The 2,523-nt window shown below is 60.0% G+C and carries 3 protein-coding genes; all 3 read right to left on the bottom strand.

The genetic code is table 11. From position 1 onward, the window contains the following. Window positions 1–618: caspase domain-containing protein (locus EN884_RS32785; protein WP_245492027.1), on the bottom strand; the 618-nt coding region annotated here is incomplete at its 3' end. A gap of 20 nt (window positions 619–638) precedes the next feature. Further along, on the bottom strand, window positions 639–1,748 hold the full coding sequence (locus EN884_RS32780; RefSeq protein ID WP_013525279.1) for an OmpA family protein: 1,110 nt from the start codon (window positions 1,746–1,748) through the stop codon (window positions 639–641). 132 nt (window positions 1,749–1,880) lie between these two features. After that, window positions 1,881–2,523: autotransporter outer membrane beta-barrel domain-containing protein (locus EN884_RS32775; RefSeq protein WP_128361001.1), on the bottom strand; the 643-nt coding region annotated here is incomplete at its 5' end.

Here is a 2,523-nt window from a genome sequence, read left to right as displayed (position 1 = left end):
GTCAAAGGCGACCTGATTGGGACTGGTGGCGACCGCGACAAGCGTGCCGGCGCCACCATTCTCGATGGGAATTTCGGCAAGGCCGCTTCTTGCTCCCTTCACGCCGGCGGTCTTTGCCAGCACTTCGGAAAGCGGATTGTCACGGCAAGCGTCGAGAAAAATCAGCCTTATGCTGGTCTCGCGCGACATTTGCCGCAGGACGAAGTCCACGGGCACCGCCTCGAAATCGAGCGAAGTCTCGTCCTCGAGTGCTGCGTCGACCGGAAGAAGGTAGTTGCTGCCTGAAACCTGCAACCCGTGGCCGGCGTAGAAAAAAAGGGCGATATCGGCGCCGCGCACCTGCTTTGCGAATTGTGCAATCGTCGTCTGGGTCTGCAATTTGGTCAGATCGAAGCCGGAAACGACTTCAAAGTCCAGATTCTCGAGGCGTTCGGCCATGGCGTGGGCGTCGCGTACCGGATTGGTCAGCGCCGGCGCATGCTCATATTGGGAGTTGCCAAGGACCAACGCAACACGGCGTTCAGCACTGGCGGCCGACAAAGTCAAAAGCAGTGCCAGCGCTACAAGCGCAATGGCGCCCACAAGTCCACCGCAATGGCCGATACGATCAAAACCCACCCGGGACAACAGGGCGTCCCTCAGTTGACGAGCTTAGTGGCGGAAAACTCGATCCGCCGATTGAGCGCCTTGTTCTTCGGCGTGTCGTTGTCGGCAACCGGGCGCTCCTCGCCATAGCCAGTCGCCGCGATCTGGGTGCGCGGAATGCCAGCGGCAACTATGGCGTCGGCAACCGCCTGGGCCCTTCGCTCCGACAGGCGCTTGTTCTCGATGGGCGACCCGTCGGAATCGGTGTGTCCAGAAACCTCGACCTTCAGGCCCGGGCACTTGCCCACGACGCCGACGACCTCAGCAAGCAGCGGCCGGCTTTGGCTATCGAGCCGCGCGCTCGCCGTTCTAAAGTAGATGGCTCCGGTGCGCGACAGCACCGCGAACCTGTTGAGGCACTCCTCGTCGCTGAAGCTGGTCTTCGCCGCATCGGTGGTGACAGGCCCGACATCGGCAGTGCTCGCCGCAACCGGTTGGACAACAGCCGGCTTGCTGCCGTCAGCGATGAAAACGAAATCGAATGAAACCGATGCCGTGGGAACAATATTGGTCACGTTGGCCGCCTGCTGGAGTTTATCCACGTTCGGCAGCAATCCGAAGTCTTCCACATGCACGGCGACAGGAGCCTCCGAAGCGACCGACACCATGGTATCGCTGATCATGGTGACCACGATGTTGGCTTGAAGATCCTTGTCGACCCCGTGCAGGCTGAGACGGAACGGAAGAACCGCCTTCACACGTCGCTTGGTCGCCAGGTCGGCAAATGCGGCGGGATCTACCTTCGCGGTCAGTTCGGCGGAGGGAAACTTGAATGTCTCGAAAAAAAGGAACCGCATGCGGACGTTGCGAAGGTCAACCCCTGTATCGACCGAATTCAGGTCGAAGGTGACTTTCGCATCACCCGCCGAGGTGAGGCTACCGGAAATATTCCTGATCTTGTTGGTTTCGACGATCGTGTTCTTCTTGACCGACTGGTAGGTCAGGACCGAAGCGGTCGAGTCCAGCGTCCAGTTCGTCTCTGCCTTCGCAGTTCCCAGTCCGGGCCAAATCAACACCAACAACGCAACGACCAAGCCAAGCGCGTTTATAACGAGCCAGCCTCTTGCCCGTGTTTTCCACCAGACTCCCACGACTTCGAACATGGAACCCCCTGCCTAGAGCAGTTCACGATTTCTCAGCGAGGAGCATAGAACACTTGCTGTCGCTTGGCGAGCATCTCGCGTGGTGCGGTGCACCACTCCCGAGCGATGCAAATCTCGGGTTCATCGTCTTGGTTAGAAGGCGATCTTCAGTCCGAGCTTGGCGCCGATGGTGGAACTGTCCGATGACACCTTGCCGCGAACTTCGCCGTTGACGGTGGTCGCGGCCGACATCTTCAGGTTGAAGCCGGTCGACAGCGCGGCGGAAAAATCGGCATCGTCGAAGTCGATCTCCCTGGTGTCGATTTCGGTGGTGTTCTTGTAGCCGAAACGCTGCTGCAATTCGCCTCGCGCATAGGGGCTGATCACCATGCCGTTGCTCAACGTGTAGTCGCCATAGATGCCGGGCTCGAGCTTGATCGCGCCGAAAGAAAGCTGGCTCTTGCCGAACTCGTTGCCGCCGCTGTCTGTATACGGATCGCCGCGGAAGGAAACGCCAAGCAGGCCGCCACGCAGATCGAAGCGGGTGCGCTCGCCCAGCTTGAAGATATGGCCGACCGATGCCGTCACTGCATAGCCCTTGGTATCATAGCTGCCGGTGGTGCCGAGCACGCCGTTCGTCACGTCGCTTCCACCGATGAAGCCGGAGGCCGAGACGAGCGCGTAATTGTAGTCCTTGCGAAACAGCGCGTAGCCGCCGAACAGGCCGGCCTTGTTGGTACCTTCGCCGATGGCATCAAATCCCCGAAACGCGCCGAGGTTGACGTCGGTCGAGGCG

The sequence above is a fragment of the Mesorhizobium sp. M7A.F.Ca.AU.001.01.1.1 genome, assembly GCF_004022735.1.
Lineage (GTDB): Bacteria > Pseudomonadota > Alphaproteobacteria > Rhizobiales > Rhizobiaceae > Mesorhizobium > Mesorhizobium ciceri.
This window is presented reverse-complemented; position numbering and strand designations above follow the sequence as displayed.